This is a genomic window from Nocardia sp. XZ_19_385 (genome assembly GCF_015355755.1).
GTDB lineage: Bacteria > Actinomycetota > Actinomycetes > Mycobacteriales > Mycobacteriaceae > Nocardia.
Genome location: NZ_JACVEE010000001.1, coordinates 1057761 through 1078335, shown reverse-complemented (window position 1 = coordinate 1078335; position 20575 = coordinate 1057761). Strand labels below are relative to the sequence as shown.

Annotated in this window: 22 protein-coding genes; 13 read left to right on the top strand and 9 right to left on the bottom strand. The window is 68.1% G+C overall.

All coding sequences use genetic code 11. From position 1 onward, the window contains the following. Positions 1–3 precede the first annotated feature (3 nt). On the bottom strand, positions 4–1509 hold the full coding sequence (locus tag IBX22_RS05020; protein WP_194814189.1) for an alpha/beta fold hydrolase: 1506 nt from the start codon (positions 1507–1509) through the stop codon (positions 4–6). 180 nt (positions 1510–1689) lie between these two features. Here IBX22_RS05020 and IBX22_RS05015 point away from each other — a divergent pair, with 180 nt between their 5' ends. After that, the gene (locus tag IBX22_RS05015; protein ID WP_194814188.1) at positions 1690–2421 is read left to right on the top strand and encodes a 1-acyl-sn-glycerol-3-phosphate acyltransferase; all 732 of its coding nucleotides are present in this window, start codon (positions 1690–1692) and stop codon (positions 2419–2421) included. Between the two features lie 64 nt (positions 2422–2485). Continuing rightward, a complete protein-coding gene (locus IBX22_RS05010; RefSeq protein WP_194815589.1) occupies positions 2486–2914 on the top strand; it encodes a GtrA family protein in 429 nt (142 codons plus the stop codon). A gap of 11 nt (positions 2915–2925) precedes the next feature. Here the strand turns inward: IBX22_RS05010 and IBX22_RS05005 are convergent, their stop codons facing one another. The 3 genes from IBX22_RS05005 to IBX22_RS04995 all read right to left on the bottom strand — a co-directional run bounded on the left by IBX22_RS05005 (position 2926) and on the right by IBX22_RS04995 (position 5728). Beyond that, complete coding sequence (locus tag IBX22_RS05005; protein ID WP_194814187.1) at positions 2926–3405, bottom strand: hypothetical protein; 480 nt, start codon at positions 3403–3405, stop codon at positions 2926–2928. Between the two features lie 153 nt (positions 3406–3558). Further along, positions 3559–4758, bottom strand: coding sequence for a phosphatidylserine/phosphatidylglycerophosphate/cardiolipin synthase family protein (locus tag IBX22_RS05000; protein ID WP_194814186.1), 1200 nt, complete (start codon positions 4756–4758; stop codon positions 3559–3561). 172 nt (positions 4759–4930) lie between these two features. Continuing rightward, positions 4931–5728, bottom strand: coding sequence for an alpha/beta fold hydrolase (locus tag IBX22_RS04995; RefSeq protein ID WP_194814185.1), 798 nt, complete (start codon positions 5726–5728; stop codon positions 4931–4933). 58 nt (positions 5729–5786) lie between these two features. Between IBX22_RS04995 and IBX22_RS04990 the strand changes: the two genes are divergently transcribed. Together IBX22_RS04990 and IBX22_RS04985 are read left to right on the top strand one after the other, a co-directional pair. Continuing rightward, positions 5787–6149, top strand: a complete 363-nt coding sequence (locus IBX22_RS04990; protein WP_194814184.1) for a MerR family transcriptional regulator — start codon at positions 5787–5789, stop codon at positions 6147–6149. 49 nt (positions 6150–6198) lie between these two features. Further along, the gene (locus tag IBX22_RS04985; protein WP_194814183.1) at positions 6199–6483 is read left to right on the top strand and encodes a hypothetical protein; all 285 of its coding nucleotides are present in this window, start codon (positions 6199–6201) and stop codon (positions 6481–6483) included. A gap of 12 nt (positions 6484–6495) precedes the next feature. Here the strand turns inward: IBX22_RS04985 and IBX22_RS04980 are convergent, their stop codons facing one another. Continuing rightward, complete coding sequence (locus IBX22_RS04980; protein WP_194814182.1) at positions 6496–6813, bottom strand: hypothetical protein; 318 nt, start codon at positions 6811–6813, stop codon at positions 6496–6498. A gap of 628 nt (positions 6814–7441) precedes the next feature. Here IBX22_RS04980 and IBX22_RS04975 point away from each other — a divergent pair. The 3 genes from IBX22_RS04975 (at position 7442) to IBX22_RS04965 (ending at position 10690) form a co-directional block, all read left to right on the top strand. Next, complete coding sequence (locus tag IBX22_RS04975; RefSeq protein WP_194814181.1) at positions 7442–7918, top strand: MarR family winged helix-turn-helix transcriptional regulator; 477 nt, start codon at positions 7442–7444, stop codon at positions 7916–7918. Positions 7919–7997: 79 nt separating this feature from the next. Beyond that, a complete protein-coding gene (locus tag IBX22_RS04970; RefSeq protein WP_228538197.1) occupies positions 7998–9425 on the top strand; it encodes an MFS transporter in 1428 nt (475 codons plus the stop codon). A gap of 26 nt (positions 9426–9451) precedes the next feature. Next, positions 9452–10690: an SGNH/GDSL hydrolase family protein gene (locus IBX22_RS04965; protein WP_194814179.1), complete on the top strand. Its 1239-nt coding sequence runs from the start codon at positions 9452–9454 to the stop codon at positions 10688–10690. A gap of 127 nt (positions 10691–10817) precedes the next feature. On the opposite strand, the gene IBX22_RS04960 is transcribed toward IBX22_RS04965, so the two are convergent. After that, on the bottom strand, positions 10818–11453 hold the full coding sequence (locus tag IBX22_RS04960; RefSeq protein ID WP_194814178.1) for a TetR/AcrR family transcriptional regulator: 636 nt from the start codon (positions 11451–11453) through the stop codon (positions 10818–10820). 159 nt (positions 11454–11612) lie between these two features. Here IBX22_RS04960 and abc-f point away from each other — a divergent pair, with 159 nt between their 5' ends. From abc-f to IBX22_RS04945, 3 genes are all read left to right on the top strand, one after another. Then, positions 11613–13220 carry a ribosomal protection-like ABC-F family protein gene (gene abc-f / locus IBX22_RS04955; RefSeq protein ID WP_194814177.1) on the top strand — a complete coding sequence of 536 codons (1608 nt, stop codon included), beginning with the start codon at positions 11613–11615 and terminating at the stop codon, positions 13218–13220. An 86-nt stretch (positions 13221–13306) separates the two neighbouring features. Then, a complete protein-coding gene (locus IBX22_RS04950; RefSeq protein WP_194815588.1) occupies positions 13307–13927 on the top strand; it encodes a CatB-related O-acetyltransferase in 621 nt (206 codons plus the stop codon). Further along, positions 13927–15138: a macrolide family glycosyltransferase gene (locus tag IBX22_RS04945; RefSeq protein ID WP_228538196.1), complete on the top strand. Its 1212-nt coding sequence runs from the start codon at positions 13927–13929 to the stop codon at positions 15136–15138. Before IBX22_RS04950 ends, IBX22_RS04945 begins: the two co-directional genes overlap by 1 nt. Here IBX22_RS04945 and IBX22_RS04940 read toward each other — a convergent pair. Next, positions 15117–16268 (bottom strand): hypothetical protein, encoded by a 1152-nt coding sequence (locus tag IBX22_RS04940; RefSeq protein ID WP_194814176.1) that lies wholly within the window; start codon positions 16266–16268, stop codon positions 15117–15119. The genes IBX22_RS04945 and IBX22_RS04940 overlap by 22 nt on opposite strands. A gap of 148 nt (positions 16269–16416) precedes the next feature. Between IBX22_RS04940 and IBX22_RS04935 the strand changes: the two genes are divergently transcribed. Further along, positions 16417–16917 (top strand): flavin reductase family protein, encoded by a 501-nt coding sequence (locus IBX22_RS04935; RefSeq protein WP_194814175.1) that lies wholly within the window; start codon positions 16417–16419, stop codon positions 16915–16917. 119 nt (positions 16918–17036) lie between these two features. Here the strand turns inward: IBX22_RS04935 and IBX22_RS04930 are convergent, their stop codons facing one another. Further along, positions 17037–17453 carry a VOC family protein gene (locus IBX22_RS04930; RefSeq protein WP_194814174.1) on the bottom strand — a complete coding sequence of 139 codons (417 nt, stop codon included), beginning with the start codon at positions 17451–17453 and terminating at the stop codon, positions 17037–17039. A 96-nt stretch (positions 17454–17549) separates the two neighbouring features. On the opposite strand from IBX22_RS04930, the gene IBX22_RS04925 reads away from it, so the two are divergent. Both IBX22_RS04925 and IBX22_RS04920 read left to right on the top strand, forming a co-directional pair. Beyond that, positions 17550–18491, top strand: a complete 942-nt coding sequence (locus IBX22_RS04925; RefSeq protein WP_194814173.1) for a YafY family protein — start codon at positions 17550–17552, stop codon at positions 18489–18491. 102 nt (positions 18492–18593) lie between these two features. Beyond that, positions 18594–19337, top strand: a complete 744-nt coding sequence (locus IBX22_RS04920) for an alpha/beta fold hydrolase (protein WP_194814172.1) — start codon at positions 18594–18596, stop codon at positions 19335–19337. Positions 19338–19347: 10 nt separating this feature from the next. Here IBX22_RS04920 and IBX22_RS04915 read toward each other — a convergent pair whose 3' ends face one another. After that, the gene (locus IBX22_RS04915) at positions 19348–20544 is read right to left on the bottom strand and encodes a NarK/NasA family nitrate transporter (RefSeq protein ID WP_194814171.1); all 1197 of its coding nucleotides are present in this window, start codon (positions 20542–20544) and stop codon (positions 19348–19350) included. Positions 20545–20575: the final 31 nt, after the last annotated feature.

Here is a 20575-nt window from a genome sequence, read left to right as displayed (position 1 = left end):
CGCTCAGTTGGTGACGGGGGCCACGGCGATCGGCGGCACCGCGGCCACACAGTCGGTCGGTCCGGTCGCGCCGGTTCGGACGAATGTGGTGATGATGCCGGTGACGCAGCCGGTCGGCTCCAGGTCCGGCACATGGCCGGTATTGGGTACCGAGAGGAAAGTCGAGCGCGGGAAGCGCGCGGCCGCGAGTTTGCCGTTGGCATCCGGGGTGATGGCGTCGAGATCGCCGGAGAGCACCAGCACCGGGACCTCCGGCATGGGTGCGCGCATCTGGTCCGGGCGCTCGTGGCCGGGGATGGCGGGCCAGCGGAGGCAGGCGTTGCCGCCGTCGCGCTGGGCGGCGCTGAACCCTTCGGCGCTGAAGGCGCCCAGGCCGTCGGGCGCGTTCCGGGTCAGGGCCTCGCGGTACTGCTGTTCTCGTTGCGGGACAGTCGCTTCGGGCGACCAGAGCGGCCGGTAGTCGTTGCACGCGACAGCCATGTAGAGGTCGATGTTCTCGTAACCGGCTTCATGGGTGGTGGCGCGGACGAATTCACGCAGGGGCTCGTCGTTGCCGCGCACGGCCGAACGCAGTGCCGCGGGCAGGGTTCCGAGGGGCGTCATGGCCTGCGGGTCTGCCCCGACATTGCTGGTCGCGGCCTCGAAGACGAGGTTTCCCAGCTTTGCCTCGTCGAGCACGATGGGTGCCTTGCCCGAGACCGTGATCGGCTGGGTGCGCAGGCGAGCCGCGACGGTGCGCAGGTCGTGCACGGCTGTGTCGCCGTCGCAGACCGTGCTGCGTTCACAAATCCTTTGCAGGGCAAGGGAGACCGCCTCGGCATTGGGTCGTTGCAGCGGGTCGAATCCGGCCGGATAGGCACCGGAGAGGACGATCGACTGCACGTGCTCCGGGTGCTGTTGCGCATAGATCGGCAAAAGATAAGTGCCGTAAGAGATTCCGTACGGGATCACCTTGTCGATGCCGAGTTCCGCACGGACCGCGTCGAAGTCGTCGACTGTGGCCGCCGAGGTGTACCCGGCCGCTTTCGCCCCGAGCTGCTCGCCGCAGTGGCCGATCATCTCCTGCTGCTGTTCTCGCGTGCCCAGCTGGTATCGGTCCTCGTCGGCGCCGCAATCCAGCGCGTCGGACACTCCCGTGCCGCGTGGATCGATCAGCAGCACATCGTGGTCGTCCAGTAATCCAGCGGACAGCATGGTCGCCTCGGCCGCGTGCGCGATCATCGGCACGCCGGGACCGCCCGGGTTGGGCAGCAAGGTGCCCGCCGCCGGGACCGCGCGATTACTGTGCCGGATCCGGGCGTAGCCCACATCGATCGTTCCCAATTCCGGCTGACCCTGCACCAGCGGGCGCCGCACCGTCCCGCAATCGACCTCGTAGTCCGCGACCGCAGGACACCACGCGGCTCGCACGGAATCCCTACCCGCCGTTGCTGATTCGTTCTGCCCGCAGCCGGCGACCAACCCGCCGACAGCGGCCGCCGCCAGGGCGAAGCTCAATACCGAGCGCATAGTCGCTCACTCCCATTCGTTCCCGTCGACCCGGTGTTTTCCGGGCGTTGCGACGATCTTGGGCGGGCGATGTCAAAGCCGGGACAGGCCGATGACAAAGGGATGTAAGAAGTTTTGCCCGGGGGCGCTCGAGTAGTTTCGCGGTGCCGCCGCCGGGCTGGGGATACCACGATCGGTCCTGTGAACGAAAACGCGCGGCGGCCCAGGGGGCTGGGAAAACGGGCCTGGCTGACAACGACATTCGTGCGCCGCATCCTGCGAGCGCTGGTCTGGTCGAACGTAGTGCGGGTCACCGTGATCGGCCGCGAGCGGGTCCCGGAGACCGGGCCCGTGATCATTGCGAGCAATCACATTTCGATGCTCGACGCCGTCTTCCTGTGGGGTGCGCTGCGGCGGCGGGCCATCGCCATCGCGATGGCCGAACTGTGGTCGTGGCCGGTGGTCGGATGGCTGGTGCGGCGGCTGGGCCAGATTCCGGTGGTGCGCCGCGACAGCGAGTCCGGGCAGTCGGCCTTGGCGCAGGCAGAGCAGATTGTGCGGCACGGCGGAGTGCTGATCATCTATCCGGAAGGGCGGCTGGTCGCGCCGGGCGAGGACGAACCGTACAAGCCGGGAGTCGCGAAACTGGCGCTGGCAACCGGAGTTCCGATCATCCCGGTCGGCACCACCGGCACCGATCGGGTGCTGCCTATGCGCAAGGTCCGTGGCAACGGTCCGGCCTTCGACCGCCGGCAGCGCGTGACTGTGCACTTCGGTGCGCCCATCGATCCCGCGGACTTCGACGATCCGGACAAGCTCCTGGATCACCTTCGGCAGCGGATCGAAGATCTGTGTGCTGACCAGCCCGAACCCCGTGTCAGTGGCGATGTAAGCTCGGCGTCAGAGCGGTGTCAGCGCGGCTGGCGACAGTAATCGGGTGAACAGCACAGCACTCGCAGCGCCCGGCCTCTCCAGCATCGATCTGAGCCTCGGCTCGATGCCGCGCACCGAATCGCTCACCCGGGTGCTGCGATTCCTGCGCGGCGAGCACGCCTTCGCCCAGCTGATCCGCTTCGCTCTGGTCGGCGGCTCCAGCAATATCGCCTACGTCCTGCTGTTCACGACCATGAGCGGGTTCGGCCCGATGGTGGCCCACATCGCCGGCTCCATCCTCAGCACGGTGATCGCGAACGAACTGCACCGGCAGATCACCTTCCGAGCGGCCGGCCGCGTCGGCTGGTTCAAAGCTCAGTGGGAAGGCGGCGGATTGGCGCTGATCGGCCTGTTGATCAGCACCGCGGCCCTGGCCGCGCTCGAATTCTGGGCACCGAGCCTCGGCGAGTTCGCCCAAGCGAGTGCCGTGCTGGCCGTCATGGCGGCGGTGGGTGGCATGCGCTTCGTGCTCATGCGCGGTTTCGTCTTCTGACGCGCAGCGGACTACTGAGGTCCGTCGGGCTGCGGGGAATCGGGGTCACTGATCCGGCGCGGTTTGGCCCGGCGCCGGATGCCGGCGACCGGAGCGTCGGCGGCTCGTTTCCGCCGCAACGCGTCGAGATCGACGACACTGCCGTCCTGTTCGGCGCCGCCCGGCTGCGCGGCGGGGTGCCGGGTCGCGCCGGGGTCGACCGGCCACCACCCCGTCTCACGCTGCAGCTCCGAGCGCAGCACCGGCCTGGTCGGCGCCGGATCGTAGACGGAGTCACCTTCCGAGTGCCAAGTCTTGCGGGGCTGCTCGCTGGTTTCCTCGGTCACGCGGCGAGGACGACGCGGCAGCCGGATGACTTTCGACCGGCCGTCTTCCGCTTCGGGGGAACCGGTCTCGGCGGCCTTCGTCCCGTCCAGCTTGCCGCGCAACCGTTCCAGCGCGTCGAACCTCTTGCCGCCGGATTCCGGTCCCGGCACTTCCTTGTCCGACATCGAGCTAGCCGTCGACGAGTGCCACTGCACTCGTTGGCGCCACAACCGCCGGTCCGCCGAGTCGATGTCGGAACTTATCGCTGATTACGTCGCTCACGTCCACATTCTCCCTCAGGCCCGCCACATTCGGTTCCAGCGTGCCACCGACCAGGATTACAGGAATCGACGGATGGGCTGGACGGCCACTTCGCGGGCCCGCTGCACCAGGGAACGTCGCATCCACCGGCCCGCCCGGATCTGGTCGCTGACCGCCACATCGGCGTCGAAATGCTCGTCCAGGGTGGCGGTGAACTCCTGGTCGAGGACGGCCAGCATGATCTCCTCGTCGTGGTCGAGGGAGCGGCGGTTGAAGTTGGTCGAGCCGATCAGCGCGGCGACGCGGTCGACGGTGATCACCTTGGCGTGCATCATCGTCGGCTGGTACTGGTAGATCTTCACTCCGCAGGCGATGAGCTCTTCGTAGTAATGCTGGCCTGCCAATTGGCAGACCCGCTTGTCGGTGTACGGCCCGGGCAGCAGGATCTCCACCTCGACCCCGCGCCGGGCGGTGGCGCACAGCAACTCGATGAAGTACGCGTCCGGTGAGAAGTACGCGGTGGCCAGCCGGAAACGTTCCTCGGCCGACTCCAGCATCACGCGCAGCAGGGTCTGCATGTCCTGCCAGCCGAAACTGGCCGAACCGCGCACCACCTGCACAATGGCCTCGCCCGGCGCCTGATGGTCGATGAACCGGTCCCGCTCGTCGAAGAGTTCGTCGTGGCACTCCGCCCAGTTCTGCGCGAAGGCCGCGGCGAGGCCGTCCACCGCGGGGCCGCTGACCTCGACATGGGTGTCCCGCCACTCCTTCTCGTTGCGGGCATCGCCGCACCACTCCTCGGCGATGCCCACGCCGCCGGTGAAGGCGGTCTCCTCGTCGACGACGAGCACCTTGCGATGGCAGCGGTGGTTCTGCTTGAGCGGCGAGAGGTACAGCGGCTTGCGGAACCACGCCACCTGAACCCCGGCCTGCTCCATCCGCCGCAGCTGTTCGGCCTCGATCAGCCGGCTACCGAAACCGTCCAGCAACAGCCGCACCCGCACGCCGGCGGCGGCGCGCTCGGCCAGGGCCTCGGCGAATCGGCGCGCGATGTCACCTTTCCAGTAGACGAAGGTCATCATGTCCACCGTGTGCTCGGCGCGGGCGATCCCGGCCAGCATCGCTTCGAAGATCTGGTCTCCGTTGCGCAAGGGGGTCAGCTTGTTGCCCTCGGTCGCCGCGATGCCGATCAGCCGCTCCAGCCGCCGCCGAATCTGCGCGACGCGAACATCGGGCGCCTGCGGGGTCAGCTCGGACGGTTCTCGCGTAGTGGTCATGCCATCCCCTCGCCGGAACACGACGAGAAATCGTCAGCTGCGGCACCCGGTCCGGCGCGGGCTGAGCAGCCAGCCGACTCTACCCTGAGGGCCCGGATCCTTCACCGCCACAATCCCTTTGGGCGGGACGGCGAGATCGGTTGATAGCCCGGTGTAATCGGGGTGATTTCGGTTACCCGAGGAAATCGGCGACGGTCTGCGCCCATTCGCCGGGTCGCTCACTGGCCAGCGCGTGACCGGAATCGAGTTCGGTCAGTTGCGCGTCCGGAATTCCGGCCGCGAGTTCCCGGGTGTGTGCGGCGGATACCACCAGGTCGTGCCGGGCGGCGACGACCAGCGTCGGCACCCTGATGGCCGCGAGATCGGCGCGCACGTCGACCCGGGTCAGCAGATCGAGCTGGTCATCCGCGCCGGGCGGCAGCGCGGGACCGATGGCGGCGGCCAGTTCGCCGATCTCGGCCGCGGAGTGCTGTTCCAGCCAGTGCGGGCTCCAACCGAGCAGGATCAGGTACGCGGCCAGGGATTCCGGATCCCCGGCCGCCGCCAGCCGCCGCCAGGTCTGGATGACCAGTCGCAGGCGGGCATTGGGATAGGCGAGCCCCGCCGACAGCACCAGCGCCGTCACCCGCTCGGGGTGCCGGGTGGCGAGCCGCACCGCGACCGCGGTGCCGGTGGAGAATCCGAGGACCGCGAAACGTTGCTGCCCGGCCTGCGTCGCGGCGGCGGCCAGTCCGTCGGCGAGCCTGTCGAGGGTGAGCGGCGTCAGGCTGCGCGGCGTCTCGCCCGAGCCCGGATAGTTCGGCGCCACCACCGTATTCGTGGCCGCGAGCCGCTCGGCCACCTCGCCGAAGCTGTCCTCGACATCGCTGCTCGCACCGTGTGCGAGGACCAGGCCGGGCCCGCTGCCGCGCACGAAACCGGTGAGTTCGCTGTCGTTTCCGGTGAATACACCGGTAATCCGCTGAGTCATGAAGCAACGCTAAAATCTCACATCAATGTGAGAGTCAAGCCGAGATGAACGGGATCACATGCGAATCGGTGAACTGGCGCACCGCACCGGCGTGAGTCATCGCCTGCTGCGCTACTACGAAGAGCAGGGCCTGCTCAGCACCACCCGCACCGGTGGTGGCTTCCGTGATTACGGTCCCGAAGCGCCGACCGTCGTCCAGCAGATCCGAGCGTTGCTCGCGGCGGGTCTGTCCACCCGCGTCATCCGCGACATCCTGCCGTGCGCGCACGGTCCCGCACCCGATTTGGAATCTCATCCGGACATGCTCGCGGTGCTGCGGCACGAATTGGGCCAGGTGGAGGCGCGCCTGGAATGTCTCTCCGAGACCCGCGACCTCCTCGCCTGCTACCTCGCCGCCACCGAGGCGCGCGGCGACCGGTGAGCGTGTCGGTGACCGGCCACTGTCGGCGGACACTCGTATGGTTGGGCGTATGACCGATATCTCGCCGCTCGCCGCCTCCGCGCGGGCCGTTTTCGGTGACGCCGGCGTGCACGCTGTCGTCCGGGCCGGACGCACGGTGCACGCGGTGAGCCTGGTGCAGTGGGTCGGCGGGCAAGAAGCTCCCGAACTGCTGTGCCGGACGGGGGTGGCCGGTTGGTCACCGGCCGCGCTGGCGCCGACCCGGGCGGAGGTCACCTGCGCACGGTGTCTGCGCAAAGTCGGTGGGGGCTCCGCCCCAGCCTCGCGGCAGCTTCCGCTGTTCGGCGAGGATTGATACGGGTTCGCGCTAGGCCTGGATAACTTCCACGTGCACCAGAGCGTTCAGTGAATCGCAACTGGCCCAGGACTGATTCTGTCCGTACTGCACCGGGCCGTACTTCCAGTAGGTGAACGGGACCGGCCACGCAACGCAAGTGAGCTTCACCTGATGCCAGGTCCCCAGCTCACAATTGGCCATCCCGCCGGTGTTGAAGATGTTGTAAACGTGACACCTGGCCTCCCACACCGGTACGTCAGCCTGGGCCATGCCCCCACCAGCGAGTACAGTCGCCGCAGCCGCGGTGGCCACGAAAGCGCCGGCAGCAAGCCGCTTCGCAGATAGCATCTCGAACCTCCTGAATAGGTGTTGTCTGGAACACATCGCCCACGGTTCGCGCTTGTTAGCAAAACATCAGTTAATTCGGTTGCGGGCCCGGTCGCGTCGTCCCTAGGCTCGCCACCATGTCTTGCTACGTCGCCCCGTACTTCGTTCGCCTGCGCAGCGCCCGGGCTCTGGCCCGCTAGCGGACGCGGAGAACTGCTTCAGCGTCCGTGAGCGCGCCCAGGGCCCTTCGAGACTCATTCGAACTCGAAGACCCGAAGGGGCAGGCGCAATGGCGCAAGATTTCGCATACCGGAACTACTCCCACACCCAGGGCAAGGTCAAGAACGGCGGCGGTGGCCGCCGGCCGAAGGATCAGGCCGCACCCGCGGCATCCACGCGCGGGGAGACGCTCACCTCGGCGACCATCCAAGAGGAATGCGCGTCAGGCTTTCCGGGAATCACGGGCGTGGGGATTTGGTCACCCCGGCGAGCTGGCTGTGGGTCGGCCGGCAGCTATACGGGTAGATGGATTTGGGTACGGGTGCATGAGCAGCTGATCTCGTAACCCGAACGGGGCCGCCCTGCTGAGGCAGGGCGGCCCCGGATGCGGAGGTGTGCGGATTATCTGCAACAAAACTATGATGGGGGCATGACTGCACTGGCACCCAAGCGCGATGAGCCCGATCTGTCGTTTCTGCTCGATCACACGAGCCATGTGCTGCGCACCCGGATGGCGGCGGCGCTGGCCGAGATCGGGCTGACCGCTCGCATGCATTGCGTGCTGGTGCATGCGCTCGAGGAGGAGCGGACGCAGATTCAGCTCGCGGAGCTGGGGGATATGGACAAGACCACCATGGTGGTCACGGTCGACGCGCTGGAGAAGGCCGGGCTGGCCGAGCGGCGGCCCTCGAGTACTGATCGCCGCGCTCGGATCATCGCGGTGACCCCCGAGGGGGCGAAGGTTGCCAAGCGGAGTCAGAACATTGTCGATGGGGTGCATCGGGACGCCCTGGCTTCCCTGCCCGCGGGGGATCGCGAGAACCTGTTGCGCGCCTTGAATTCCCTGGCAGAAGGGCATCTCGCGGCTCCGGCGGAGGCCTCGCAGGCGCGCCGGGCCAGACAATAATCTGCTTCGATATTGTCTACAACGGAACTATCTAGTACGGTCTCTCTTGTTGGTTCCGAACGGGAGATGACCTATGACAATGTCCAAACGACTCGCCCTCGCCGTACTGTCGGCGGCGACGTTGATGACCATCCTCGACGGCAGCATCGTGACCGTCGCAATGCCCGCGATTCAGAACGATCTTGGCTTCACCGCCGCCGGGCTGAGCTGGACCGTGAACGCCTACCTCATCGCCTTCGGCGGATTGCTGCTGCTGGCCGGGCGGCTCGGTGACCTGATCGGCCGCAAGACCATGTTCCTCACCGGAAATGTGGTGTTCACCCTTGCCTCGCTGCTCGCCGGAGCGGCCACCACGCCGGAGATGCTGGTCGCCGCCCGCTTCCTCCAGGGCGTCGGCAGTGCGCTCGCCTCGTCGGTGGTGCTGGGAATCCTGGTCACTTTGTTTACCGAGAGCCGGGAACGGGCGAAGGCCATCGGGATCTTCAGCTTCACCGGCGCGGCCGGCGCCTCCATCGGCCAGGTGCTGGGCGGGGTGCTGACCGATGCGCTGAACTGGCACTGGATCTTCCTCATCAACGTGCCGATCGGGATCGTGACCGTCGCGCTGGCGGTGAAGGCCTTGCCCGCCGATCGTGGAATCGGATTGGCCGCGGGTGCGGACGCGCTCGGCGCGCTGCTGGTCACCGGTGGACTCATGCTGAGCATCTACACGGTGGTGAAGATCGAGGAGCACGGCTGGACTTCCGCGCACACCCTGGGGCTCGGCGCGGTGGCTGTCGGCATGCTGGTCACCTTCGTCCTCCGGCAGAAGACCGCGCGGACGCCGCTGCTGCCGCTGCGAATCTTCCGTTCCCGCAATGTGTCCGGCGCCAACCTGGTGCAGATGCTGACGCTGGCGGCCATGTTCGCCTTCCAGATCATCGTCGCGCTGTACATGCAGAAGGTCCTCGGCTACAGCGCGCTGGCCACCGGGCTGGCCATGCTGCCCGCGGCCGTCGCCATCGGCGGGGTGTCGCTGTTCGCGTCGGCTCGGCTGATCACCCGCTTCGGTGAACGGGCCGTGCTGGTTGCCGGACTGATCATGCTGCTGGCCGGAATGGGCTGGCTGACAAGGCTTCCGGTGGACGCCACCTACGTCGTCGATCTGCTGCCGATGATGGTGCTGATCGCCGGTGGCGGGCTGGTGCTGCCCGCGTTGGCCACGCTGGGCATGTCCGACGCGGATGCCGAGGATGCGGGGTTGGCCTCCGGGTTGTTCAACACCACCCAGCAGGTCGGCATGGCGCTGGGCATCGCGGTGCTGTCGACACTCGCGGCGTCGCGCACTGGGAGCCAACTGGTTTCGGGCGCTTCCGAGGCCGCGGCATTGACCAGCGGTTACCGGTTGGCCTTCACCGTCGCTGCCGGGCTGCTGGCCGCCGCGCTCGTGGTCACCCTCACCGTGTTGCGCCGGCCTGCCAGCACCGCGCCCGCCCCGGCGGAAATCGCGGCTCCCGCTCTGTCCTGATCCTCTGCTGCTGAACGGATTTCGTCATGCGAATTATTCGGGCCTTGGTGGCCGCCCTCCTTCTGCTCGCGCTCGCTGTCACCGCGCATGCGGCGCCAGTGCAGGAGTCGGGGTGGACCGCGGTGTGGGCGACCTCGGCGCAAATGCCCAGTAAGACAATGTCACCCAACTGGTCCGCCGAGGGGTTCTCGAATCACACTCTGCGGCAGGTGATCCGAGTGAGCCAGGGCGGCGCCGCCACCCGGGTACGGCTGACCAATCGATACGGCGCCGCGCCGCTGGCCATCGCCGGAGCAACGATCGCGCTGACCGATACCGGCGCGAACATTCGCCCGGACACCCTGCGCCCCTTGACCATCGGTGGCGCCGCGCAATTCCGGATCCCGGCCGGAGCCGATCTCGCCACCGATCCGGTCCCGCTGCCGGTCGCACCCTTCCAGTCCCTGACCATCACGCTCCACCTCGCCGAGCCCACCGGCCCGGCGACCCACCACGCCCAGGCCCTGGCGACCACCTACCGCGCTACCGGCGACCACCGCGCGGACAGTGCCGGCACCGCCTTCACCGAGACCACCCAGTCCTGGTACTACCTGTCGGGCGTCGAGGTCTTCGATGTGCTCCCGCGCCGCTCCGGCGTGGTCGCGTTCGGTGACTCCATCACCGAAGGCATCGGCTCCACCCCCGGCGCCGACAACCGGTACCCGGACGAACTGGCCGAACGCCTTGCCGCCGAAGGCAATCCACGCGCCATCATCGATCAGGGCATCGGGGGCAACCGGGTCACCGTCGACTCCTCCTGGCTGGGTGACAGCGCCCAGCGCCGATTCGGCCCCGATGTCCTCGACCAGCCGGGTATCGGCACCGTCATCATCCTCGCGGGCATCAACGACATCGGCCTGAGCACCGGCGGCCCGGGCGCGGCCGACACCGTCGTCCCTGTCTCCACCGATCAACTCGTCGCCGGGCATCTCGACCTGATCCGCCAAGCCCGCGCGAAGGGTTTGCGGGTAATCGGCGCGACCTTCACTCCCATCCACGGCTCGCCCTACTTCTCACCCGCGGCCGAGTCCGCCCGCCAGGCCCTCAACGAGTGGATCCGCACCGCCGGTGCCTACGACGCCATCGTCGATTTCGATGCCGCCCTGCGCGATCCGGCCAACCCGCAGCGGTTCACTCCCGAATTCGACAGCGGCGACCACATCCACCCCAGTGATGCGGGCTATGCCGCCATGGCGGCCGCGGTGAACCCCGCCGAGTTCGAGTAACCGAGCACGGCCGACCGAACAGGACCCCGATCCCAGAAAAGGGACCGGGGTCCTGGCATTGCACCCGCGCGACCGCGGTAGGGAATCCGGCGCAGTGGGAACCGAAGGCCACCTGGTCGCGAGCGGGTCAGGTAGCGCTCGGAGAGAAGGCGCCCGCGGCCGCGGCGAGTGCGGCGGTGACGGCCGCGCGGTCGGGGAGAGCCGGGTCGGGTGGCGTCCGGAGCAGGACCAGCTGGTGGTAGAGCGGGGCGGTCGCGGCGATCAGCAGGGCGCGCGCGTCGACCTCGGAGGGGAGTTCGCCGCGCTCGATGGCGCGCTCAATGATGATCTCGGACTGGGTATATCGGTCTTCCCACAGGCGGCGCAGGGCGGCGGCGGCCTCTTCGGAGCGGAACGAGACCGCGATCAGCGCTACCGCGATCGACGACTCCTCGCTCAGTGAATCCTGGATTTCGTCGTTGAGCGCCGCCAGGTCGCCGCGCAGCGAGCCGGTGTCGCGAGGCTGCCACGGCTGGTGGGCCGCCGCGTCGAAGACGTCGGCGAGCAGGCCGCCGACATCTTGCCAGCGGCGATACACCGTGGCGCGGTGCACGCCCGAGCGAGCCGCGACGGCATCGATGCTGAGTGCGTCGTAACCGTTTTCGGCCAGCTCCGCGCTGACCGCCGCGAGCACCTGGGCCCGGATGCGGGCGGTGCGGCCACCCGGCCGGGAACGGACGGCCGGAGTGGGCTCGGAAGTGCCCGGTGGGGCTTCGAAACTCATTGTCGGTGATCCGATTGCTTGACGGGATGGAGCCTTGACGATACCTTAGTGCGACAGTTGTCGTACTAAGTGAGGTTCTGCCGATGCTCCTGCGAAGTGTTCACCCGGCCCTGCGGTCCCCGTTGACCGCGCCGTCCTCGAATGCTTCGGAGTGTGCATATGCCAACCCAGATCACCGCGCTCGCGGTCAGCAAGTCCTTCGACGGCAAGCCTGTTCTCGATGAGGTGACGTGTGCGCTCGCCGCGGGTGAGCGCACCGGGATCATCGGCGAGAACGGCTCCGGCAAGACCACCCTGCTGCGTCTGTTCGCCGGTCGGGAACAGCCCGATCAAGGTGAGATCGTCGTCCAGGCCGACGGCGGCGTCGGTTACCTCGCGCAGGACGAACAGCTCCCGCCACACCTGACGGTGCAGGAAGTCATCGACCGAGCCCTCACCGAGCTCCGCGCGATCGAAGAGCGGATGCGCCGCCTCGAGGTCTCGATGGCCGCCGGCGACGAGTCCGGAATGACCGAATACGGCGAGCTGACAACGGTTTTCGAGCTGCGCGGCGGTTACGACGCCGACGCTCGGGTGGAACGCGCGCTCTACGGTCTGGGATTGGGACTGGTGGACCGGGACCGGACGATCGCCGGGCTGTCCGGCGGCGAGCAGGTCCGGCTGCGCCTGGCCGCGATACTGGCGGCCGGCACCGAGGTGCTGCTGCTGGACGAGCCGACCAACCACCTCGACGACGATGCCCTGACCTGGCTCGAGGATCACCTGCGAGCGCGCCGCGGCACGACGGTGACGGTCTCACACGACCGCGCCTTCCTCGAGCGGGTCACGACCACCCTGCTGGAGGTCGACGCGGACCGGCAGCGAGTTGTCCGCTACGGCAACGGGTATGCGGGATTCCTGACCGAGAAGGCGGCGGCGCGACAGCGGTGGGTGCAGGCGCACGCGCAATGGCTGACCGACACCGACCGGCTCCGCGAAGTCGCCGCTACCACCGCCCGTCAGGTCGCACCGGGCCGGGCGATGAAGGACAACAACAAGATGGCCTACGACCGGGCCGGAGGCCGAGTGCAGCAGTCACTGGCCAGCCGGGTTCGCAACGCCGAGGAACGGCTGCGCCGCCTCCTCGCGGATCCGGTGCCGGCGCCACCGCGACCGTTGCGGTTCGCTCCCGCCCTGCGGGCTGGGCGGGAGCAGGGCACCGTGCTCGACGCTACCGACGTCGCGGTCCGCGGCAGGCTCGATCGGCTGAGTGTCGAAGTGTCCGTGGGTGATCGCCTGCTGATCACCGGCCCGAACGGGGCCGGTAAGAGCACTCTGCTGCGCGTCCTGGCCGGGCGGCTCGCGCCGGACAACGGCACCGTCACCCGCAACGGCCGGATCGGCTACCTCGCGCAGGAGCCGCGCTTCGCCGAGCCGGAGGACACGCTGCTGACTGCCTTCGCCCGCGGTCGCACGGGACAAACGGACGAGCATGCCGAACAACTGCTGGCACTGGGCCTGTTCGATCACGCGCAGTTCACGACACGCGTCGCGAAGCTCTCCACCGGACAGCGGCAGCGCCTGGCCTTGGCGCGGTTGGTGACCGATCCGGTCGACGTGCTGCTGCTCGACGAGCCCACCAACCACCTGTCACCAGGCCTGGCCGAGGAATTGGAAACCGCCCTGGCCAACTACCGTGGCGCCCTGGTGATCGTCAGCCACGACCGCCGGCTCCGAACCCGCTGGCGCGGCACACACCTCGCCCTGCGGGCGTCAGCAACCGTCTGACCGCCGCAACCCGATCATCCACGCACCGAAGGAGATTCGCTGTGCCCAACGATTCGATTCCCGCCGACCCGACCGTGCTGCATCCGATGCCCGGCCAGCCGCGAGTGGTGCTGCTGAAGCCGCTGATCACCTCGCCCCTGATCGACGTGGGGGAGTACTCCTACTACGACGACCCGGACGATCCGACCGCGTTCGAAACCCGGAATGTCCTGTACCACTACGGTCCCGAGAAGCTGGTCATCGGAAAGTTCTGTGCTCTGGGCACCGGCGTTCGGTTCATCATGAACGGCGCCAATCACCGCATGGACGGTCCCTCGACCTTCCCCTTCCCCACCATGGGCGGCTCCTGGTCGAACCACTTCGACCTGCTCACCGGCTTGCCGAGTCGAGGCGACACCATCGTCGGCAACGACGTCTGGTTCGGCAACGGCACGACGGTGATGCCCGGCGTGCGAATCGGCCACGGCGCGATCATCAGCACCGGATCCGTGGTCACCGGCGACGTACCCGACTACGGCATCGTCGGCGGCAACCCGGCCCGCCTCATCCGAACTCGCTTCACGGACCGGGACATCGCCCGCCTGCTGGCGGTGGCGTGGTGGGACTGGCCCGCCGAGCACATCACCGAACACGTGCCGGCGATCATGTCGGGCAGCATCGCCGATCTCGAAGCCGCCGCCGCGGACCTGAACCGAGGGAGACCGTAATGCCTTCTCGCCCAATCCATATCGCCATGGTCGGCGTTCCCGTTGTCAGCCATGTGCTGCCGAGCCTGGAGATCATCCGTGAGCTGGTGGGCCGCGGTCATCGCGTCACCTACGCCAACGACCCGGTGGTGGCCGACCTGATCACCGGCGCCGGCGCCGAACTGGTGCCGTGTACCTCGACGCTGCCGGTCGCCGGCAACAACTGGCCCGACGAGCCCGTCGCGGCCATGAACCTGTTCCTCGACAACGCCGTGCACGGGCTCCCGCAGCTGCGCGCGGCCTACGACGACGACCCTGCCGACCTCTACCTGTACGACATCGGCGCTTACGCGGGACGGGCGATCGCCGAAACGCAGAGCCGCCCGATGATCCAGCTGTCGCCTTCTTTCGTGGCGTGGAAAGGCTACGACCAGGAGGTGGGCGCACACCTGCGACAGCTGCCGGGCGCCGACGCCTACCGGGCGAGGTTCGCCCGGTGGCTCGTCGACATCGGCGCGGCCACCACCGATGTCGACGACTTTTCCGGCCTGCCCGACCGCGCCCTGGCGCTGATACCCAAGGCGATGCAACCCCACGCCGACCAAGTCGACTCCGGCACAGTGACATTCGTCGGACCCTGCTTCGAAACCCGGAAACAACAACAGGATTGGGTCCGCCCCGCGGCAGCGCAGCAGATCCTGCTGATCTCCCTCGGCTCGGCCTACACCCACCGGCCGGAGTTCTACCGCCAATGCCTGCGCGCCTACGGCAATCTGCCCGGCTGGCACGTGGTGCTGCAGATCGGCAAGCACACCGACCCACAGGAACTCGGCGAGATCCCCGCCAATGTCGAAGTGCGCTCCTGGGTCCCGCAGCGGGCGATCCTGGAACAGGCCGACGCCTTCGTCACCCATGCCGGGATGGGCGGCTGCGGCGAAGGACTGCTGTCCGGTGTCCCGATGATCGCCGTGCCACAGGGCGCCGAGCAGTTCATGAACGCGGACCGGCTCGTCGAGCTGGGTGTGGCCCGCCGCATCGACACCCAGGCCGCTGACGCGCAGAACCTGCGGGAGGCGCTGATAGCCCTGGTCGGCGATCCCGAGGTGGCCCGGCGTCTGGCGCGGTTGCGCGCCGACGCGCACGCGGAAGGCGGCACCGTGCGCGCCGCTGACTTCATCGAAAGCGCGCTGAACCGGGCCCGGCTATCGGCTCAGCGGTGCCCGCCGGAGTGATCGTGGGAGCAGGTGTCGGTGCGGCGGCCGGTGGCGGCGGCCTGCCCGGCGCCGTGGCCTTCGAGGGCCGCGAACGGTCCGCATTGGTGGGCCGCGATCCAGACGTGGACCATCGGGTTGCCTGCGCCGGGGTTGATCGAGTTGGGTGGGCAGTTGCCCTGGGCGTCGGTGACTCCGGCGACTTGGGGACCGTCGGCGCCGGTCTTCCAGCAGAGGTTGTCGTGTACGTGCCACTGCATCAGGGGTCCGGCGTAGTCCAGCAGTTCGGTGTCGTCGATCTTCTTGCCCTTGGCGATGTACATCGCCGAGACCAGGGTCCGGTCGGTGCCCTCGACCCGGTAGACCAGTGACTCCGGGTAGGTGGGGTCGAGGAATCGGTCGTCGCGGATGTAGCCGAAGTTGATGAAGTGCTCGTAACCGGTGGACGCGTCGCCGATGGATCGAAAGCCCAGTGCGCCAATGGAATTGACATCGGCGAAGGCGGGCAGCCGGTCGAGCGTGCTGCGAATCAGGGCGGTCGCGCGCTGCTCCTGCGCGGCGGTCACCCCCGGCACGCCGGAGACATCGATCGCGGCAGCGGGGTCCCACGGCCGCGGCCACGCGGTGCCGGTCTCGTGGTCGGAGTGGTCGCCGCCGGCGGCATGGGTGTGCTCGCCGCCGTCGTGGCTGTGCACATGTCCGGCGCCGCCGAGCATCGCCGCGACGGCCAGGACACCGGCCAGACCGGCGGCCGTCGCGGTCGGCGCCGTGGGCAAGGTCGCCCCGGGGCGCACCAAAGCGACAGCCGCACCGGCGATCGCGAGCAGCCCCAGCGCCGCGCACGTGCTGTCGAGGAACTGCGGCGCCTCCGCCGTGCCGAGCCCGTCGGGCCACGGCAGCCCCGCGAACCGGGTGTAACCCCAGATCGCCACCGCGACGAGGTTCACCCCGATCACGATGACCGGCACAGCTTTTCGCGTGCTCACCGACGCCAGCAGCCCGGCCGCGCACTGTGCCCCCGCGAGCACGATTATCAGCCGGGCGAGGGTGGCGTGCTCGGTGTGCAGTCCCGCCGCGAACAGGTGCAACGCACCCGCCCCGACCGACGCCACACCACCGAACAGCAGGTACCCGTTGCGCCCAGCAGCCATCTTCGCTCTCCTTCGTTCGCCCTGGACGCTACTGGGCCGGGCCGAGTCGCGCGCCCGTGACTTGTGAGAGATCTCTGTGGGTTTCGAAGACAGCCTGTGGCGACCGCGCCTGGGGGCCGGACAGCAGCGGCCGAGGCAAGATATTCGAATGGCAGAAGAAACTCTCCGCGCGTTCGACGCGGTTGTCGCACGCGCCAACCCTCCGGTGTGGGTCGTGACAGTCGTGGCGGGGGAACAGCGGGCCGGATGTCTGGTCGGCTTCGCCAGCCAGGTCAGCATCGAGCCGCGCCAGTTCCTCGTCGGACTGTCCACCGCCAACCACACTTTCGACATCGCCGGCGGTGCGAAATACCTGGCGGTGCACCTGCTCGACGGCGCGGACACCGCACTGGCACAACTCTTCGGCGGCGAAACCGGCACCGACCTCGACAAGTTCGACCACTGCGAATGGACTCCCGGCCCGCATGGCCTGCCGATCTTGACCGGCGCAGCCGGCTGGTTCACCGGTGCGATCATCGAACGCATCGAATTCGGCGACCATGTCGGCCATCTGCTGACCCCCACGGCCGCCTCCGCGCCACCCGAGGACCGCAGCGGTCTGCACTACCGCAGCGTCGCCGAAATCGAACCCGGCCACGAAGCAGGCTAAATCGCGCCTGGTCCTCGCAGCGCGAGCTGCCCGTCTTCAAGATCATCAGGACTTGGTGGCGGTATTGCCCGAGTCGATCCACCACCAGTGCCTGATGATCTTGTTTTCAAGGGGTGGGGTTACCCGTTGTATTTGCTGACTACGTCGAGGACCCAGACGATGCCGAAGGGGTCGCGCAGCATGCCGTAGGCGTGGGCCCAGCCTGCCGGGCCCAGGGGGATCACGACCGTTGCGTCGGCGGCGAGCTGGTTCCAGTAGGCAGTAACTTCCTCGACGGTTTCGCCGCGCAGGGAGACGAAGAACGAGTTCTCGCCCTGGTCGTAGGGCAGGGGTGTGGGCACGTCGTAGGCCATGACGTGGAAGCCGTTGTCGGCGCGCACCTGGCCCCACATCACCTGGTCGGGGGCCTCCCCGAGGTTCCCGGCGTCCGCGTAGGTGACGACGGCGAGGTCGCCGCCGAATACGGAGTGGTAGAACTCCAGCGCCGCTCGGGCGTCGCCGCGGAAGTTCAGATGAGTTGTGGTCGTGACCGACATGGTGTGCTCCTTGCCTTCGAAGTGATGCCTGACAGAAGGAACAGTCGCAGGGGAAGAGGTCGGTTTCTGTCCTCTTCTCCGGGCAGAATGCGAAATATGCCGAAGACCTCAGCTCGACTGCTGGCGCTGCTTTCGTTGTTGCAGGCGCGACGGGATTGGCCGGGAGCGCTGCTGGCCGAACGGCTGGAGGTCAGCCCGCGCACCGTGCGCCGCGATATCGATCGGCTGCGGGAACTCGGCTACCCGATCGCGACGGCCAAAGGTCCGGACGGGGGCTACCGGCTCGGCGCGGGCACGAACCTGCCGCCGCTGCTGTTCGACGACGAGCAGGCCGTCGCCCTCGCTGTCGCGCTCCGGACCGCTGCGGCCACTGGCGCAGATGTCGCGGAAGCCGCGGTGCGTGCGCTGAATACGATCCGCCAGGTCATGCCCGCCCGGTTGCGGCACCGCGTCGACGCCCTCGACCTCACCGCCGTTCAGCAGCATCCGCAGGTCGAGCCGCAAGTACTTATGGCAGTCAGCGCTACCGTCCACGCTCGCGAAGTGCTGCGCTTCGACTACGGCGCGGCGGTGCGCCGGGTGCAGCCGCACCATCTCGTAATCCGCGGCGGGCGTTGGTATCTCGTCGCCTGGGACCTCGACCGCGAGGACTGGCGCACCTTCCGCGTCGACCGGATAACTCCGCGCACTCCGACCGGCCCCCGTTTCACGCCACGTGCGGTTCCCGGCGGCGATGTCGCCGCTTTCGCCGCGGCCCGATTCCGTGGTGTTGACGGTGGCGATGACTGGCCGTGCCGCGGCGAAGTGATCCTGAGCTTGCCCGCCGCCGAGGTGGCACCGTTCATCGGGGACGGGACCGTCGAGGAACTCGGCCCGGATACCTGCCGATTGGTCATGGGCTCATGGTCCTGGCCGGGCCTGGCGGCTGCGATCGGCAGATTCGACAGCGACATCGAAATCATTGGCCCGCCCGAATTGCAGGGTGCCTTCGCGCATCTGGCCCGGCGCTACACCCAAGCAGCGACAAGCCTCTCCTGACCTGCCTGCGCGGCCGCTGCCGCCGGTGCGGCGCTCGAGGCGGGGCAAATTTCATGAGTAGAGTGCAGCCCGATGCCGCCCCGGTGTTCGAAGGAGCAGGGAATGATCGGTGCAAAGTCGGTGACGGGTGCGCTCTGCGCAGTCGCGGGAGTGCTTGCCGGAGTGTTCGGCGTGCCGGCGAACGCGCGGGCCCAGCCCAGTGCGAATCCTGTTCTGCTCGTGCATGGTTGGACCGCGGGCGGAGTGCTACCGGTCGCGGCCGACTGGTCCGACGCGCTCCGGTCGGCCCTAGAGGATGACGGCCGCCCGGTCTACGTCGTCGATCTCCCCGGTGAATTGAATATCCCGAACGCGGAAGCGATCGCACAGGTTGCCCGGCAGGCCTCGCGCGACCACGGCGGCGCGAAGGTCGACGTGGTGGGCCACAGCATGGGCGGCCTCTCTGCCCGCTACTTCGTGAAATACCTCGGCGGCCAAGACCTGACCGCGCACTATGTCTCCATCGGCACGGGCCAATACGGTTGGTACCCGACCTGTGTGCTCCCGCTCGACCTGGGCGGCGAAATGTGCCCGGCCAGTGGGTTTCTCGCCATTCTCAACGATGGCCTCGACACCCCCGGCGACGTCTCCTACACCACCCTGCGCACGCGCGCCGACGACGCGGGCCCCTTCCACACACCCATGGACAACCGTCCCCTCGAAGGGCGCTCCTGCGTGGCAACCGGCATCGACGGCGGCCCGCACGCCGACGAACCGAAGAACCCGACTGTCATCGCCGCGATCCTCGAAGCCCTGAACGATCGCTGCCCCGGCCTGGTCGTAGACGAAAAGGGGCCGCCCGCATAACGTTTCGCGTCTATTCGGTGCGCCGCAGCTTGACCACGACGTAGATCAGCGCGGCGAGCGCGGTCGCCGCCAGGAGCAGCAGACCCACCGCGTAGCTGCGGCCGGCCTCGTCGTAGGTGATGCCCATGATCAACGGTGGGAAGTAACCACCGAGACCGCCTGCCGCGGAGACGATTCCGGTGATGCTGCCGACGCTGGAGCTGGGCGAGCGCTGCGCCACCCAGGCGAATACGCCGCCGGTTCCGATCCCGAGGAACAGCGCCAACGTGATGAAGGTGACCGCCGACCAGACGTCGGCGGGCGGCTTGAACGAGGCCAGCACCGCCATCGCCGCGGTGCCGATCAGGGAGGTGGCCACGATGTACTTCGGCGCGATCCGGTCCGAGAGCGCACCGCCGATGGGACGGGCGATCACCGCGGCGAGAGCGAAGGCGGCGGTGCGGGTGCCGGCGTCGACGGCGGAGAATTCGTAGACGTTCTTGATGTAGGTCGGCAGATATGAACTGAAGGCGACGAAGCCGCCGAACACCACGGCGTAGAGGAACGACATCTCCCAGGTGACACCGAGTTTCATCGCGGCGCGCAGTTTGGGCAGCACCGGGTCGGTGTTCGGGGTGAACTCCGGCGAGTTCCGCAGGAACAGGATGCACAGCAGCGCGGTCACCGCGAGCGCGCCCGCCACGATCAGGTGGGTCGGCAGCACCCCGAACCAGCCGACGAAGCGCGGTGTGAAGAACGCGGACACCGCCGTGCCGACCATGCCCGCTCCGAACACGCCGGTCGCAAAGCCGCGCCGCGCCGGCACGTACCAGGAATTCGCGAACGGAATACCGACGGCGAAGATCGTGCCGGGGATGCCGAGCAGGAAGGCGAACACCAGCATCAGCGGATAGGACTCGACGCTGCCCGCGATGCCGACCGCGACGACGGGCACGATCGAGGCCAGCGAGACCCCGATGAACATCGTGCGGCCACCGAGCCGGTCGGTGAGCGCGCCCGAGGCGATCCGGCCCAGCGAGCCGACCAGGATCGGCATCGCCACCATCAGGGAGGCCTGCGTGCTACTCAGGTCCATCGTGTCGGCGTAGCGGGGCGAGAGCGGGCCGATGAGGTTCCACGCCCAGAAGTTGATCGCCGAAACCCAGGTCGCAAGGGCCAGGTTGAGGGTCGGGGACCCGGTGCGTACCGCTGTCTGTAGCGAGGTCACTCGATCAGGAAACCACAGACACCAGCCGCTG